This is a genomic window from Bacillus sp. sid0103 (genome assembly GCF_019219025.1).
Genome location: NZ_JAHUWN010000031.1, coordinates 53812 through 70241 on the forward strand (window position 1 = coordinate 53812; position 16430 = coordinate 70241).

The 16430-nt window shown below is 39.0% G+C and carries 8 protein-coding genes, 8 tRNA genes, 2 rRNA genes and 1 pseudogene; all 19 read right to left on the reverse strand.

What is annotated here, in order from left to right:
- Window positions 1-749: 749 nt before the first annotated feature.
- Window positions 750-5534 (reverse strand): Ig-like domain-containing protein, encoded by a 4785-nt coding sequence (locus KW850_RS26480; RefSeq protein WP_218350750.1) that lies wholly within the window; start codon window positions 5532-5534, stop codon window positions 750-752.
- Between the two features lie 769 nt (window positions 5535-6303).
- Window positions 6304-6685 (reverse strand): annotated as a pseudogene (locus KW850_RS34365) (TnsD family Tn7-like transposition protein).
- 273 nt (window positions 6686-6958) lie between these two features.
- Entirely contained in the window at window positions 6959-8761 is a 1803-nt protein-coding gene (gene glmS, locus KW850_RS26495; RefSeq protein WP_218350752.1) for a glutamine--fructose-6-phosphate transaminase (isomerizing), read from the reverse strand.
- 461 nt (window positions 8762-9222) lie between these two features.
- The gene (gene glmM, locus KW850_RS26500) at window positions 9223-10572 is read right to left on the reverse strand and encodes a phosphoglucosamine mutase (RefSeq protein WP_218350753.1); all 1350 of its coding nucleotides are present in this window, start codon (window positions 10570-10572) and stop codon (window positions 9223-9225) included.
- A 38-nt stretch (window positions 10573-10610) separates the two neighbouring features.
- On the reverse strand, window positions 10611-11840 hold the full coding sequence (locus KW850_RS26505) for a CdaR family protein (RefSeq protein WP_218350754.1): 1230 nt from the start codon (window positions 11838-11840) through the stop codon (window positions 10611-10613).
- Window positions 11833-12660, reverse strand: a complete 828-nt coding sequence (cdaA, locus tag KW850_RS26510; RefSeq protein ID WP_218350755.1) for a diadenylate cyclase CdaA — start codon at window positions 12658-12660, stop codon at window positions 11833-11835. The genes KW850_RS26505 and cdaA overlap by 8 nt, the downstream gene beginning before the upstream one ends.
- Before the next feature lie 133 nt (window positions 12661-12793).
- On the reverse strand, window positions 12794-13414 hold the full coding sequence (locus tag KW850_RS26515; RefSeq protein ID WP_218350756.1) for an anti-sigma factor family protein: 621 nt from the start codon (window positions 13412-13414) through the stop codon (window positions 12794-12796).
- An 18-nt stretch (window positions 13415-13432) separates the two neighbouring features.
- Window positions 13433-13996, reverse strand: coding sequence for an RNA polymerase sigma factor SigW (gene sigW / locus KW850_RS26520; RefSeq protein WP_218350757.1), 564 nt, complete (start codon window positions 13994-13996; stop codon window positions 13433-13435).
- A gap of 179 nt (window positions 13997-14175) precedes the next feature.
- Complete coding sequence (gene rocF / locus KW850_RS26525; RefSeq protein WP_218350758.1) at window positions 14176-15072, reverse strand: arginase; 897 nt, start codon at window positions 15070-15072, stop codon at window positions 14176-14178.
- Between the two features lie 215 nt (window positions 15073-15287).
- A tRNA-Lys gene (locus KW850_RS26530) sits at window positions 15288-15360 on the reverse strand.
- Window positions 15361-15362: 2 nt separating this feature from the next.
- A tRNA-Gln gene (locus tag KW850_RS26535) sits at window positions 15363-15437 on the reverse strand.
- A 47-nt stretch (window positions 15438-15484) separates the two neighbouring features.
- Window positions 15485-15569: transfer RNA gene (locus KW850_RS26540), tRNA-Tyr, on the reverse strand.
- 22 nt (window positions 15570-15591) lie between these two features.
- Window positions 15592-15664: transfer RNA gene (locus KW850_RS26545), tRNA-Thr, on the reverse strand.
- 9 nt (window positions 15665-15673) lie between these two features.
- Window positions 15674-15749 (reverse strand) — tRNA-Val (locus KW850_RS26550).
- A gap of 36 nt (window positions 15750-15785) precedes the next feature.
- A tRNA-Glu gene (locus KW850_RS26555) sits at window positions 15786-15860 on the reverse strand.
- A 21-nt stretch (window positions 15861-15881) separates the two neighbouring features.
- Window positions 15882-15954, reverse strand: a tRNA-Thr gene (locus tag KW850_RS26560).
- A gap of 27 nt (window positions 15955-15981) precedes the next feature.
- Window positions 15982-16056: transfer RNA gene (locus KW850_RS26565), tRNA-Asn, on the reverse strand.
- A 14-nt stretch (window positions 16057-16070) separates the two neighbouring features.
- Window positions 16071-16187 (reverse strand): 5S ribosomal RNA (gene rrf, locus KW850_RS26570).
- A gap of 127 nt (window positions 16188-16314) precedes the next feature.
- Window positions 16315-16430 (reverse strand): 23S ribosomal RNA (locus KW850_RS26575); the annotation flags it as partial.

Below are 16430 nucleotides of genomic sequence, written 5' to 3' on the forward strand. Positions count from 1 at the left end.
GTTACTCAGGCACAAACTCTCATCATTATATCGTGGAACAATTAAATCGTACAGTAGTCTGTTATTTATTAGAAGTATAATTCAGGGGTGTAGTCTACTAACGTCCCGTTCGTATAAGACCAAAAAAATGGGATTTTACAAAAAACTCTATGATGTTTTAAACGACTTTATTGTAAATCCAATAAATAGCTTTATTGTTATACACAGCCTGTCGGGGTTTAAAAAATAATATAGATAAAGGAGCTTCCCATTAGCCAAATGGCGTTTAGGAAGCTCCTTTGTTTTATTTAAGTGAGACAGTACTTGTTTTGCGTATTTCATTATTGTCCATGGACATTAATGTTGGTAACTGAAGAATCCTTTTATATCAAGGTTTTTCTCAATTTGACACTAATATTTAAATTACATTAAAATTGGTAACCGGATTTTTTACATTTTATAACACTGATATTAATGTTAGTAAAATAATGTAAGGCGGTAAATTTAACTATTCCTTTAAAATTCTACAAAGATGTTCATCAGCACGGAAATGAGTCCTAAATTAGGACCAAAGGGAATTGCCAAAGCCCATTAAAAAAAAGCAGAGGGTGCCCCAAAAGTATAACTTTAGGGGCACCCCTTTTTGTATGTGTATTATTCTGTCAAACTTGTCTGTTGATTGGAACGAAAGGGCATCGCTCCTGCGGGGTCTCTCCTGCCCCGTACTTCCGCAGGAGTCTTCCCGTCTTCCGTTCAATCAAGCTTTCTCATTAATTAACGATAACTTTTCTTGATTTTGAAGTATTTCCTGGTTTATCTTTTGCGTACACATATAATGTTGTGCCACGTTTTTGTTTTTTGATAGTGATGGAGTATTCTCCTTTGTTATTGGCCGTTGTAGAACCAATCACTTTCTTTCCATCTTTTACATAGACCTTAGCTCCAGCTTCTGTTTTACCCGTTATTTTTGTCGATGACGATTTTACATTATTAACGGTTGGGACAGTTGGTGGAGTTTTGTCCTTTACTGTTACATTTACAGCTTTACTGGCGTTACCAGCTTTATCTGTCGCGGTAACCGCTAAAATGGTTCCTGCTTTTTGAGCTTTTATCGGGATTGAGAAGTTGCCATTTTTATCGGCTGTTCCGCTTCCTAATATGGTTTTTCCAGCTTTAACGATAACCTTGGAGCCTGCTTCTGCTTTACCAGTGATTTTTTTATCATTATCTCCTACTACATTAACGGTTAGGACAGTTGGTGGAGTTTTGTCCTTTACCGTTACATTTACAGCTTTGCTGGCGTTACCAGCTTTATCCGTCGCAGTAACCGTTAAAATGGTTCCTGCTTTTTGAGCTTTTATCGGGATTGAGAAGTTGCCATTTTTATCGGCTGTTCCGCTTCCTAATGTAGTTTTTCCAGCTTTAACGATAACCTTGGAGTCTGCTTCTGCTTTACCAGTGATTTTTTTATCATTATCTCCTACTTCTTTGACGGTCGGAGCATTTGGTGGCGTTTTATCTATAACGATAATCCTTAATTCAGGGCTTTCTTTTCCATTCGCATCTTTTGCTTTCGCATATAGTATGGTTCCTGCTGCAATTTTATTTTTTAGTGGAATCGAAAATGTACCTGTTTCGGCTTTTGCTGTTAAAGTTAAATCTTTTTTGTCCGTAAAAATGACTTCTGTTCCCTTTTCCGATTTTCCTGTAATTACTGTGCTTTCGGAAGTTACTGGGGTCACTTCAGGCTTCACTGGGTCTGGTGTTGGCGCGTCTGGCTTCTCACCTTTATAGATCGTGATCGTTTTCTCCGTGGTATGACCTACTAGATCTACCACTTCAAATACTAGGTCATTTTTGCCTTTTGATAATTCTGGTGTGAATTTGTAGTCGTAGGTAAAGTTTCTCATCGCATATGGTTCTTCAAATTTCTGATTATATTCTAGACTTCCATTAACTTTTAGATCAATTTCATCAAAATTATCGCCTAATGAAACGGTAAGCTCTGGAGCTTTACCATCCTCGGCAACATAGTTATTATCTGGAAGACCTTTCACATCAAGTGTTGGTGCAGTCGTATCGATCATAACCTGACGTCTGAATTGGATCTTGTTTCCTACTTCATCTGCGCCTTCAATGTAAATGTCATGGACACCATCTTCAGTGAATTGCAATTGTGTCGCAAATTCCCAACGCTTTGTAGTACTGTTATACTTTAAGTTCACATCAATTGGAGAACCAGTAATTTTATCGCCTGTTACTTTTAAATAATCCACATTTTTATTATTATCTGTTACATATCCAGTTAAAGGAATTTCACGTGTATCATATACTCCAAGCGCTCTTGGTGAAGCAACGATAATAGACGGAATCGTGTTATCTGAAGATAATTTAATACCGCTTGTATTCCAAGCTGCATCATATGCTGTTACATCAATAGTACTACCATCGGGTAAGGTTCCAATGTTTACTTCACCACTTGCGGATTTTTTGCCAATTAAATTTATTCTTGCATAAGTTCTATAACTGTCACCATTTCTAACAGTGAATTCAACCGCTAGCAATCCACTGCCAGTTTCTTTATCTTGTACATCGTACGTAGCAATACCTGTTTTCTTGTCGTATGATGCGCTCGTAACAGTAGGCGCAACTGTATCAACCTGAAAAGGTACATTTACTACTTGTTGATCCTTACCTGGCAGGTCAACCTGAGTTTTGATTTGGTAATAGTACAAGCCATCTGCTACAACCTCGTTATTCACCTTTCCATCCCACAGTGTGTAGTAAGGGTTAACCGTATGTGGATCCTTTTGAGCATAATAGTTTTTCCGTTGATTTTTGTCTTTATTTAGCTTACGTATTGTTTTTCCGTTCGCATCGGTAATACTATACTCCACCGTTTTGCTATTTCTCAGGAAGGATAGGACTGGTGCGATTGCTTTACGCCCAAGAGACATTTCATTACCATTTGGGTTAATGGCAATTAATCTCTTCTCCCAGCCAAATGTCCATGGGTTCTGTCCTAAAGCATAGCCATTTTCATTAACCATATATGAATCAGCAAAATAAGATCCTGCATCATATAACATGTTATCAAGAATTGGTGGTTTATTCCAATCCCCTTTGAAGCCAACATATGGAACAGAAATATTTGGTGCCGGGTTGTTTTGATCATCACTTGTAAGAGTGATGAAGCCTTCTACGAAATACCCATTTGGCATCAACGATTCTAAATCTGCTTTGGCATCAGATAAATCGACTTGGAACGTAATATCTTTTGAACCTCCAGCAGAAATAGTCACTCCATCTGGAGCGTCAACTTCTACTTTTGCTTTAGAAATCTCTTGATCATTCAATGTTAATTGTGATCCCGATACAGCATCTGTAAGTACAGAAGCATTAACTTTGTAGTTAACATCTTTATCACTAAAATTCGTTGCTGTAACTGTCATTGTGAATTTATCTTGACTGATTTCTTTCAGCTCAACTTTTCCTTCATTTGTTCCTTTATTCACAACATATACAGGAGTTGTAACTGCTGAATGTAATTGCATCAATCCTGAACCTTGTTGTCTAGGTGAATATGGAATATTGCCATTAGAGGCATTTGGAATAATTTTTGCCGTATTCATCAGCATGGTTTTAGCTCTTTTCACCATATCCATTCCCTTTAAATCTGGGAATAACTCATGTACTCTTTGTAGAACTAATGCTGATCCACCAGATACGTGAGGAGCTGCCATGGATGTACCACTCATTACTCCATACTGTCCATCATTCAATGTAGAGTAAATTTGGCCCCCAGGAGCTGTAATTTCTGGTTTCAGATTTAACTCAGGAGTCACTCCCCATGAACTAAAGGTAGACATTTTTCCAGCTGCACTATTGACCACTGTCACTTTATCGGCACCAAATGTTACTTTGGCAGTTCCGCCTGCGGCTTTAATTTTAGCTTCAAGCGTATTTCCATCGCTTTGGCTAAGTGAAACGAATGGGATTTTCGGGCTGCCATATGCGTCTAATGCCATGCCTACATAATCACCATGACTTGGAAGCCCCCTAACGATTACCCCAGCTGCTCCCTTCATTTCAGCGGCCAATTTGATTTCCACATAGTTTGGATTAGCTGCTGTTCTTACGACAAACACAACTTTTCCGTTTACATCTTTGCCTGTATATTGTCCTGGATTACCGTCACCTACATATACGACATCCATTTCCTTTGTTGTTCCAAACACATCTTTCGGCTTCGGAGATTCTTGTGTCTTATAGGCAATTGGCAATGTTTCGGAACCAACTTTTATGGCCATTTGATCCAAAATAATTTTGTCATTTTCAATGGACGCCACTGAAATGGAATTGGTAGCAACACCAGGATCTCCAACCAGACCTATATCAGGATTTGAAGCAAATGGATGCGATAAAGATGGATTCGGTGAACCATTTCCAACATGAGCACTGTTACCAGCGGATATTGACATTAAAACCCCGTTGTTAACGGCACGGTCAATTGCTTGTTGCTCTAGATTAGTAGATTCTACAAATCCTGCGATAGAACCAAGACTCATGTTCAGCACGTCGGCACCTAGAGTAATTCCGTCGTCAATTGCTTTAATATAAATATCACTAAAGGTTGTTTTCATGCCAGGGTCATTTCCAAACACCTTTAAAGCGAGTAATTGCGCTTCGGGAGCAACTCCCTTAATACCATTCTTAGACTCATCACCATTTGCACCAACAGTTCCAGCTACGTGCATTCCATGCATCGATGCATTTGGGCCAAGGTCACGAATTTCTTGATTGTTGTCCATGTAGTTATAACCGTAAGGAACCTTTGCTGTATAATATTTTCCAGGTAGATTACCAGACTTGATTAAACTATCGACCTTTGCGGAAGTTAATTTTGGTTGTGTATCGGCACTTAACTTCATATCAGGGTGATTGAAGTCAATACCTGTATCAATAATCCCAACGACCATACCTTTTCCGTTATATCCTGCATTCCAGGTTTGAATCGCTTCGACCAAGTTTTTACTTGAAATCATCTGAGGTTGTTCTTGTGGACGTTCATACTCATTTACGAGACTTACAGATTCTACGTTTGGTAGGTTTTCAAGTTCATCAATTTTTCCATATTCCACTTCACCACTGACACCGTTTACAACTGTAGTAAAGCTATTCTCAACATTAAAATCTATTTTGTCGCTTTCTACATCTGATAGGAAATCAGATTGCTCACCTTTTACTTCAGCTTGTAAACTAGCCTTCGTTCTTTCAGGTAAATCCTTATATCTTATCCCTTTTTCCGTAGGGAATGTGATGGCCGGATCTCCTTCCAATTCTACAATGACACGGACTTTATCCGTGTCTTTAAATTGTTCTGATGGTTCCACTCTTAATTTGTCGAACTGGCCAAGCTGGTTAAGCTTGACCAATGGATCGGTTGCACTTGATTCTGCCTTTGCAAACCCTGTTCCAGACGCCATGTTGGAAACGGTTACAATAGACAATAGACCCAGCGCTACTTTTTTCTTAAAACTCTTAAACTTTTTCACTTGCTTCCCCCCGTTTTGTTATATAAAATACCTAATTGTTCCTCCTTTTTAGTGAATATACCTAAGCTGCTTCAGTTCGAGTTCTTGACTGCTGCATCTTATATTAAAAACTTTAAGGTTTTACTAGTTTATTGTAAAATCAAGAAATATTATGGTAACCATAACAATATTTTATAGATATTCGGCACTATACTAATCTGCAAAATCCAAAAAATCTGCTTCTGGCAAAAGATAATAAATGCAAATGAATTGATGGTTAAACGGGTGAAAAAGGAAAAATATGAAGTTAATGAAGTTGAGCTATGGAGAGATTTTGAAATAGTTTAAAGATAATATTTATTATCTGAATATTAAAAAACAATACTTTACAAGGGTTCTCCCCCCGTGATACAGTTTGTACATCTTGGGGAAATATAACTACATAGGGTGGTTGCTCAAGGTGCAGTCAAGAACTCGAACTGAAGCAGTTTTATAAACACTTGCAATGAATCTCTAAATCTTGGACATACTGATACTATTACTCTAAAAAAAGAGGCATGATTAGTATGGGAAATTCAAAACTTTAGGAAAGGAACAGTTGATTACTAGTGTCTCTAAAAGTCTATCAAAATTAGAAAACGGGGGTCTTATGGAAATTAATGAAGCAATTTCTTTGGCTTTTTCAGCAGGCTCAATAATCTCACCTATTCATTCGGTACTTTCCACTAAAGTAATAGCAAAAGAGCAAAAAGATATACAATTCTATTAAATTCGATGTTACCTATTCATTTCATATACAGCTAGAAACTACATGTCTCTGATACAGAAACGGTAATTGGTCACCAAGTTCTTTAATCCGTCCAATTTTATATCTATCCTCATTTGTTTTATCTGGCCCTTTTCTAGAAAAGACAAATCCACATGAACAAGTGAATGTTCCAACAGGCAGACCTGTTTTATAATCCCTAGTAATGACACATGAAGTTAGAACATTTTTGGAAATGTTTTGCAGCCTTATTTAGGCAAATCCAAGGTACGTCCCCAAAGGATTTATACGATGACTTATCGATTTGACTGACCATTGATGAGATAGTTTCTTGCAAAAATACCAACAACAAAATGTGTCTTAAGGGATGGCAACTTACCCTATTTTCTCCCCATTCCTCTCCCACTCCTTACTATTCCTTGATATAACGGTCTTTCTCCGTTTTCAATCAAACGTTTGATTAGTATTTGTCCTAAACTAATCAATCGATTGATTAATAAAAAAAGAACCAAGTGAAGGACCGTTAGGGCCTAACACTCGATTCTTTATAAGCCGAGATACATATTGTTCTTCCCGTCTATTTCCCGCTAACGTCACACTTTTTTGTCCATCGTCAGACTTTTTTGTGTGTCGTCAAGGTTAATTGAAGGGAGACACTTTATTTTTCAACCCATTACGCTTACTCAACGGTTACCGATTTCGCAAGGTTACGTGGTTTATCCACGTCGCAATCACGGTGCAAGGCAGCGTAATAAGCAATTAATTGCATTGGTATGACAGAGATAAGTGGTGTTAATAATTCATGTACTTCTGGGATGACGAAGCTATCTTCATCCATATTTAAACCATTCATTGAAATGATACAAGTGTGTGCTCCACGGGCAGCAACCTCTTTCACATTTCCACGGATGCTTAAGTTGACACTTTCTTGGGTAGCAAGAGCGATAACAGGTGTTCCCTCTTCGATTAAGGCAATCGTTCCATGCTTTAATTCTCCACCTGCAAAGCCCTCTGCTTGAATATAGGAAATTTCCTTCAGCTTCAAGGCACCTTCTAAGCCAACATAATAGTCAACACCGCGGCCAATGAAGAAAGCATTCCGTGTTACTGATAAAAATTCTCTAGAAATATGCTCAATTAACTCTTTTGAGTCGCACAGTACTTCCATGGCATTTGCGATAATTCCTAGTTCATGAATAAGATCCAAATCAACTTGGATGTTTTGGCTCTTAGCTGTTACTTCAGCTAAAATAGCCAACACCGCTAGTTGCGCAGTATATGCCTTAGAAGAAGCAACGGCAATTTCAGGACCTGCATGAAGTAAGAGTGTATAATCCGCTTCACGAGATAGTGTTGAACCAGGAACATTCGTAATGGTTAACGATGGGTAACCCATTTCTTTTACTTTAACAAGCACTGCACGGCTGTCGGCTGTTTCACCACTTTGAGAAATGAAAATAAACAATGGCTTTTTCGTTAACAGCGGCATATTGTAAACAAATTCACTTGCAATATGAACTTCAACAGGAATTTTAGCCATGTTTTCAATGAACTGCTTCCCAACAAGTCCGGCATGATAAGAAGTTCCAGCCGCTACAATGTAGATCCGGTCTGATTCATTCACGGCTTTAATAATCTCCTCAGCAATGGTTAATTCACCCTGCGCATTTTGATACGTTTGAATAATCTTACGCATCACAAGCGGCTGCTCATCGATCTCTTTTAACATGTAATGAGGGTACGTACCCTTTTCAATGTCACTAGCATCAAGTTCCGCAGTGTATGGCTCACGGCTGATGATTTCACCGTTAAGATTTTGAATGGTCACGTCCTTTTTGGAAACAAGAACAATCTCTTTGTCCACTAATTCAAGATACTGATTCGTTACTTGAAGCATTGCCATCGCATCGCTGGCAACAACATTAAAGTCATTTCCGAGTCCAACTAGAAGTGGGCTTTTGTTTTTCGCAACATAAATAGTTTCATTGTCTTCTGCATCTAATAAGGCAAGTGCATATGACCCATGTAAAAGCGTTAGCGTTTTACGGAATGCTTCTAAAACGTCTAATCCCTCTTTGACAAATAACTCAACTAACTGAACAATAACTTCTGTATCTGTTTCGCTGGTGAACGTAACATCTGCTAAATATTCACGCTTTAAAAGGTCATAGTTCTCAATGACTCCGTTATGAACTAGTGTAAACCGGCCAGATGCACTTTGATGAGGATGTGAATTTACCTTGCTAGGCACACCATGTGTTGCCCAACGAGTATGACCAATTCCAATATTGGCATGTACATTTTCATCCACAATTTGGCGTAAATCAGCAATACGTCCTTTTTCTTTAAAAACATGAACTCCGTGATCATTCATTACAGCTATTCCTGCTGAATCATAACCTCTATACTCAAGTTTTTCTAAACCTTTTAATAAAATTTCTTTCGTATCATTATTTCCGATATATCCTACGATTCCACACATTTTCTGTTCCTCCCTGATATAGGGGACAAGAATGCTTTGGAGGCTGTTACTTGCCCCCTTATCTCTGTTTTATTAGGTATCTGTCTATACCTGTTGAAACATTACTGTTAGTATTCGCATTTTCTTCTCTTTGTGCACAAAGTTGCCTCTGTGTTTTAAAGAAGAAATTTTCGGTTGTGCGTCTCAACCGGGAGGTATCCGCCGAACATTCGATACTCCTCCTCCTCGTCAACTAACCCACCGCATTAGATTAGTCCAGGCGCTTTTTTTTTAATAATATTTACTTACTACCCACCTTTCTTTAAAATTATGCAGTCAATTGCTTTGAAGAGAACAAAGCAAATTAATACTACTATGATTACAGGATTCCGTCAACCAAAATTAGGAATTCCCATAATTCATACATAATAAAATATGCATAAAGGAAGCATACCGTTCCCTTATGCATATATAAATGGGTGTTATTCCTTTAATTCCATTTCTTCTTTGACCACTGCGACAATTCGATTAACGTAGGATTCACATAATTCCTCTGTCGGTGCCTCTGCCATCACTCGGACAAGCGGTTCTGTTCCTGAGGGACGGACAAGGATTCTGCCGTTTCCAGACATTTCTGCTTCCACTTGCTCAATAACCTCTTTCACTTTGGCATTATCAGTTACATGATGCTTATCAGTGACTCTTACATTGACAAGTTTTTGCGGAAATTTCTTCATTTCACCAGCTAGTTCAGATAACGGCTTCCCTGTTACCTTCATAATATTGACTAATTGCAGCCCTGATAATAACCCATCACCAGTGGTGTTATAATCTAAGAAAATAATATGACCTGATTGTTCTCCGCCAAGATTGAAACCATTTTTCTTCATTTCTTCCACCACATAGCGGTCACCTACAGCTGTTGCCACACTATGGATTCCATGAGCCTCAAGTGCTTTATAGAAGCCGAGATTACTCATAACTGTTGATACAACCGTTCCATGCTTTAAGCGGCCCTGTTCTTTCATATATTTACCACAGATGTACATGATTTGGTCACCATCCACGATGGTACCATGTTCATCGATCGCGATTAAACGGTCTCCATCACCGTCAAATGAAAGACCCACATCCGCACCTTTTTCTTTTACTAAGGCTGCTAATGCTTCAGGGTGTGTCGAACCAACACCAGCATTAATATTTAAACCATTAGGAGATGCTCCCATTGTAGAGAGGTCGGCATCCAAATCAGCGAATAAATGGGCAGCTAATGACGATGTTGCTCCGTGCGCACAATCTAATGCAATATGGATTCCTGAAAACTCTTCATCGACCGAGTTTTTCAAGTATTGCAGGTACTTTTGACCGCCTTCGAAATAATCCATTACCTGACCTAGGTCAGAGCCAACGGGACGCGGCAGTTGGTCATCTGGTAAATCGATAAGTTCCTCAATTTCTAATTCCTGCTCATCAGAAAGCTTAAAGCCATCGGGCCCAAAAAATTTAATTCCATTATCGGCCACTGGATTATGCGAAGCAGAGATCATGACTCCTGCTTGGGCTCCCAAGGCTTTTGTTAAAAATGAAACACCTGGGGTAGAGATAACCCCCAATCGCATAACTTCCGCTCCAATAGATAGCAGCCCTGCTACAAGGGCTCCTTCTAACATATGTCCGGATACACGGGTATCACGTCCGATGAGGACTTTGGGACGATCCTTATCCTTTGTTAAAACATAACCGCCAAAGCGGCCTAATTTAAAAGCCAGCTCTGGTGTTAATTCGCTATTTGCTACTCCACGTACCCCATCGGTACCGAAATATTTTCCCATTTTAAAAATCTCTCCTTCAACATGTGTATTGCTGGATTTTATGCATTATTTTTATTGATTGTAATTTTCGCTGATGATTTCGTTGGTTTCCATTTAAGAGCAGAAGGACCTTCCACATGAATGTCTACTTCATGATCCCCCTCTTCAAGGTCAGTCAAATCGATAAAGACATTAAAGTCTTCAGGCTTAACGCGCGTAACGGCAGAAGCGGGACCATTAACCAGTAAATCAATCATTTGATTCTCAGGATCAGTAATGGTTGCTTCATACTCATCAGATAATCCTTTAATGTGTACAGGGACATCCGAAACGTTTTTTTCCTCTTGCTTTTTGACCAATACCTTTGCCTTCACCAATTGCGGAGTAACTTTTGTAATTCCATTCGAAATAATAACAGGTAATGTCAGTGTGGTGTTATCGGTAATTTTACTAAGATCAACCTCAACACGGACTTTTTCAGTTTTATTAAGAACACTCTCACTTCCGTAGATGGTTGCTTCTTTTTCATCGATTTCAATCGATTCGATGGTCACTCCCTCTGGGGCAGTTCCATTGCGTACAATATTGATCGGTACAGTCTTACTGTTGCTTCGCACCGGAATGGTAATTTCTACGGTTTCAGGATCCACTTTTACATTTAACTTATTTAAGTCCTTATCAAGCACCTGAATGTCAGCTTTTTCTGTAATGCTTTCTTTCAGATTATTTTTTTCCCCAAGGGTTGCTTTCACATAGGTAATCCGGTCGATCACACTTTTTGCACCGGTAATCTTCACCTTATTTGGCTCGACAGTTGGTTCTCCAGCAGAATACCCCTCGTCGATTTGATTCTTGTTGAATTCAGCCTCTACCTTAAATTCTTTGGTGATTTTTTCTTGGACAGAAACCGTTACACTGCTTGGCTTCACTGTTGCCTTTAATTTATCTGATAGATTTCTTACTTTTAACTTTACTTTCTGCTTTCCAACTGTGGCTTTTGTTAAATCTACATACACTTCAAAGTTTTTTAATGCCTTCGCAGACTGGATGTGCGTTAGTGGTCCCTTTAAAGTTATTTCAACCTTGTTTGGAATTCCTGAAACAACTAAGTTCTCTGTATCATAATAGACATTTACAGGAATGTTTGTAATCGTGGCCGTAGATTGTTCTCCCGGTACATTCACATCAGTAATTTTCTTCCCTGTATGCGGTACAGAAGAATAGAGAAGAACAGCTAAAAGCAAGGCAAGAATTTTAATAAACCAGGGATTATCCATCAATTTATCCATTGTTTTTTCCCCTCCAGTTCCACCGAGCTGAAGAAGTTTGTTTCGGTTTGATGTTAATTAACAATTCACCCGTAAGTAATTCTTTTAATTCGTCAAGATTGATTCCGCGGTGAAGTTCACCATTCTTTGTAAGTGAGATATTACCTGTCTCTTCAGACACAATGACTGTTATACTATCGGTAACTTCGCTGATACCTAATGCCGCCCGGTGCCTCGTTCCTAACTCCTTCGAAATAAACGGGCTTTCGGATAAAGGAAGATAGCATGCGGCAGCAGCAACATTATTTTTTTGGATTATGACAGCCCCATCATGAAGCGGTGTATTCGGGATAAAGATATTAATAAGCAATTCAGAAGATATATTTGAATTTAACTGGATACCTGTTTCTATGTAATCGCCCATTCCCGTTTCTCGTTCAATTGAGATTAACGCCCCAATACGGCGCTTTGCCATATAATCGGTTGCCTTAACAATCGCTTCAACGGTTTTTTCCGGATCTTCATCATCCAGAGTACTGCTTCTCGAAAAGAACTTTCCTCTCCCCAATTGCTCAAGGGCTCTCCTAAGTTCTGGCTGAAAAATGATTATAATCGCAAGAAATCCGTATGTTATCACCTGTTCCATCATCCAGCTTAACGTTTGGAAGCCTAGAAACTCGCTGACCACTCTGACTAAAAGAATAACGAGAATACCTTTTAATAATTGGACGGCCTTCGTTCCTCTAATCACATTGATCAACTTGTAAATGACATACCATACGAGGACAATATCAACAATACTAGCTAAATACTTCCATAATTCGAAATCAGCAAACGGCATTGTTTTTCCTCCGTAATTTTCTTTAGCACATATAAAATACAATCTATTTATTATAACATAAATACCACTTGTACCTATTATATGTAACTACTTAAAAAAACAAATCACTCCGTCAGAGTGATTTGTTTATTATTTAGTTTCTGGTTGCGTCAAAAATCTGAACAACATCTTTTGTGGTCTTTTTAATATGATACCAAATCCAATCGAATACTTCATTTACTTCTTCAATTTGCCCTGTTACATGACCGGCAGAAGCTAAATACTTTTCACCATTGATGACTGTTACATCACCTTGGATTTCGCCTTCAATCTTTAATTTGCCATTTCGGACGATTACATCACCTTTGACAGTTTCACCTTTAGGAACAATAACTGTATTATTTTGAACCACTAAGTTTTTTTGCTTTGTTACTGAAAACTCGCGCTCTTCATTCCAGGTAGAAAGAAGACTGCCCATCATTAATATCAAAAATAGGGAAGCTGCAGCAAGCATCGGATGGTTTTTCAACCAGCGCTGCATCGATATCTTCCTCTTCTCTTTAGGTAAGCGGGCCAATACATTAGCGGTAAAATCATCCGGAGCCTGCATATAAGAGACGCTTTTTACAAATGCAATCGTCTTTTTTAACTCATTAAATATCGCTTCACACTCTTTACAACTTTGGAGGTGCTCTCTCAGGGTTCGTTCTTTTTCGGGTGTAATTTCTTCATCTAAATACTCATGCATTAGTTCGATGATTTGCTCTGGACACATTGACAGTTTCACCTCTCATCACACATATCGTAATTGTTGTCTTAAGGCTTCCCGGCCACGATGAATTCTCGTTTTAACCGTCCCAAGGGGTAAATCAAGAATTTCACTAATTTCATTTAAAGACAACTCTTCCATATATTTCAGTACGATCGCTGATCGATATTTGTCAGGCAGTTTTAAGATCTCCTTTTGAACGGTCTCCTGCAGTTCTAAGCTTTCTAATTCTGTCTCAGGCATCGGAGTATTTGAAGGGATCTGTGAATACATCGTTAACCCCTCTGTCCCTGCCACTTCTGCATCTAAATAATAGTCAGGTTTCTTTTTTCGCATCCGGTCAATACACAGATTGGTTGCAATCCGAAACAGCCAAGTTGAAAATTTCAAATCTTGGTTAAATGATTTGATATTAACATAGGCACGGATAAAAGCTTCCTGTGCGACATCCTCTGCTTCATGACGATTTCCAAGCATGCGAAAACAAAGTTGGTAAATACTGTTTTTATATATTTCAACAATTTCACCAAAGGCATCCTGATCACCCTTGATGACTTGTTTTATTCTCTTTTTAACAATTGCGTCCATTAAGTTACCTCAGCTCCATTGCTGCTAACCGATAATACGTATCGATAGCAGAAAAGTTTCGTTTATAACGAAAAAAATTTCTCAACATCTATAATATTAACAAAAATTTACTAAAAGGGTTTAATAATAAGCAGAAAATAAAAAAACAACTGCACAGATTTTGTGCAGCTGTTTCATTTTTATAGTAATTTTTCTCCGAATAATGATCCCATCAACTCAACAGCTACTCTTGCTGTTTTATTTTTCTCATCTAAAATCGGATTAACTTCAACAAATTCTGCTGAGGTAATAATTTTTGCTTCTTCTAACATCTCCATGGCAAGATGGCTTTCACGGTAGCTGATTCCGCCAATAACTGGTGTCCCTACGCCTGGAGCATCATTTGGATCTAAGCCATCTAAATCAAGAGATAAGTGGACACCATCTGTCTTATCTTTAAGGTAAGCAATGGTTTCCTCCATTACTTTGGCCATCCCCATTCGGTCAATTTCATGCATGGTATAAACTTTGATACCAATTTCTTTTATTAAATCCTTTTCTCCATCATCCAGCGCTCTTGCACCAATAATGACAACATTTTCTGGTTTCACTTTTGGGCCATACCCGCCAATTTCGGTTAACATGCTGTGTCCTAACCCGATACTAACCGCTAGAGGCATACCGTGAATATTACCTGACGGGCTTGTCTCGGCTGTATTTAGATCACCATGTGCATCATACCATATTACTCCAAGATTTTTATAATGTTTCGATACACCTGCTAACGTTCCAATGGCAATACTATGATCACCGCCAAGTACAAGCGGGAATGCACCAGATTCCACAGCTGCATCTACTTTTTCAGCAAGCAACGCACTCTTTTCTGCCACTAAATCTAAATTACGTAAATTAGATTCTTTATCGACGACTACTTCAGGTCTTCCTATTGGAATATCTCCCAAATCATGTACCTCATCAAATAACGGCTTTAGACGTTCCACCATTCCAGCGTAACGAATCGCACTTGGCCCCATATCAACCCCACGTCTCATTTGTCCTAAATCCATCGGCATTCCAATAATCGAAAGCTTGTTCATATCCATTCCTCCTACCCCTTTATGTATCCTATTTTAACCGCTTTCATGCTCATGACTCAACTCGACAAAATTATGTATATATATACGTAAAAAGTAGAAGCGTCTTCAATTCCTATTTAATAAAAAAACCTTAAACCAATGATTGGCTTAAGGATATATTGCGAACACAATAAAGAACCTTGGAGATGACTCCAAAGTCCTTTATTGTTATATTATGAGCCATGAAGGACTCGAACCTTCGACCCTCTGATTAAAAGTCAGATGCTCTACCAACTGAGCTAATGGCTCTCTGGCTGGGCTAGCTGGATTTGAACCAACGCATGTCGCAGTCAAAGTGCGATGCCTTACCGCTTGGCTATAGCCCAATAATGATGTGATAAATCTAGTATGTCCAACTTTTTTAAAAATATAATGGTGGAGGGGGACGGATTCGAACCGCCGAACCCGGAGGGAGCGGATTTACAGTCCGCCGCGTTTAGCCACTTCGCTACCCCTCCATATTAATTTTAAAAAAGAAGGTGCCGGCGAGAGGACTTGAACCCCCAACCTACTGATTACAAGTCAGTTGCTCTACCAATTGAGCTACACCGGCAAATGGTTATGGTGGAGGATGACGGGATCGAACCGCCGACCCTCTGCTTGTAAGGCAGATGCTCTCCCAGCTGAGCTAATCCTCCAAAATATCGAAAGTTTTTTACACAAAGAAAAAACTTTGGTGACCCCTACGGGATTCGAACCCGTGTTACCTCCGTGAAAGGGAGGTGTCTTAACCACTTGACCAAGGGGCCATACTATTATTAAAATAGGTAAGCTTCCAAGCGGGCTCGAACCGCTGACCTCTTCCTTACCATGGAAGTGCTCTACCTACTGAGCTATGGAAGCATAGCTAAACATTAGTTTACATAAAAATGGCTCCGCAGGTAGGACTCGAACCTACGACCGATCGGTTAACAGCCGATAGCTCTACCACTGAGCTACTGCGGAACAATAATATTACAGCCTGGCAATGTCCTACTCTCACAGGGACGCGTGTCCCAACTACCATCGGCGCTGAGAAGCTTAACTTCCGTGTTCGGTATGGGAACGGGTGTGACCTTCTCGCCATAATTGCCAGACCATATATTCGACACTATTTAATTATAATGTCTTTTTTATATTTTTCAAGAGGAAAATTTAATTTTTTTCATTCCCTCAAAACTAGATAATGCAGAAGAAGTTTGTAAACTCAAATTTGCCTTAAAAATGGTTAAGTCCTCGAACGATTAGTATCAGTCAGCTCCACATGTTACCACGCTTCCACCTCTGACCTATCAACCTGATCATCTTTCAGGGTTCTTACTAGCTTGCGCTATGGGAAA

What these genes read in the sequence shown, in the direction of transcription:
- glmS (WP_218350752.1), bottom strand. Translation starts at nt 8,761, where the DNA reads ATGTGTGGAATCGTAGGATATATCGGAAATAATGATACGAAAGAAATT.
- glmM (WP_218350753.1), bottom strand. Translation starts at nt 10,572, where the DNA reads ATGGGAAAATATTTCGGTACCGATGGGGTACGTGGAGTAGCAAATAGC.
- KW850_RS26505 (WP_218350754.1), bottom strand. Translation starts at nt 11,840, where the DNA reads ATGGATAAATTGATGGATAATCCCTGGTTTATTAAAATTCTTGCCTTG.
- cdaA (WP_218350755.1), bottom strand. Translation starts at nt 12,660, where the DNA reads ATGCCGTTTGCTGATTTCGAATTATGGAAGTATTTAGCTAGTATTGTT.
- KW850_RS26515 (WP_218350756.1), bottom strand. Translation starts at nt 13,414, where the DNA reads ATGTGTCCAGAGCAAATCATCGAACTAATGCATGAGTATTTAGATGAA.
- sigW (WP_218350757.1), bottom strand. Translation starts at nt 13,996, where the DNA reads ATGGACGCAATTGTTAAAAAGAGAATAAAACAAGTCATCAAGGGTGAT.
- rocF (WP_218350758.1), bottom strand. Translation starts at nt 15,072, where the DNA reads ATGAACAAGCTTTCGATTATTGGAATGCCGATGGATTTAGGACAAATG.